Source organism: Bacillus sp. SIMBA_008 (assembly GCF_046535495.1).
Lineage (GTDB): Bacteria > Bacillota > Bacilli > Bacillales > Bacillaceae > Bacillus > Bacillus subtilis.
Genome location: NZ_JAWRWL010001044.1, coordinates 1 through 246 on the forward strand (window position 1 = coordinate 1; position 246 = coordinate 246).

Genomic DNA, 246 nt, shown 5'->3' on the forward strand with positions numbered 1-246 from the left:
CGCGCACGAGATCCGTGATGTCGATGAGAAAGCTCGTATACCCGCCCGTGTGTCCGCCGGCGCGCTCACCGTTGACGAAGACCTCGGCATGCTGGAACACGGCGCCGAACTCGAGGCAGATCCGCCGGCCGATCCATGCCTCGTCGATCGCGAGCTCGTGCCGATAGCAGCCTGTGCCGACGTAGAAGGTCGTGCCGAGATCGGCCGGCACGGCGAACGAGTGCGGCAGGCCGATGTCGACCCAGT

General features: G+C 66.3%; 1 protein-coding gene. It reads right to left on the minus strand.

Annotated elements, in window-relative coordinates; genetic code table 11:
- On the minus strand, window positions 1-246 hold a 246-nt coding region (locus SB658_RS26595), incomplete at both ends, for a sugar-binding domain-containing protein (protein ID WP_410603493.1).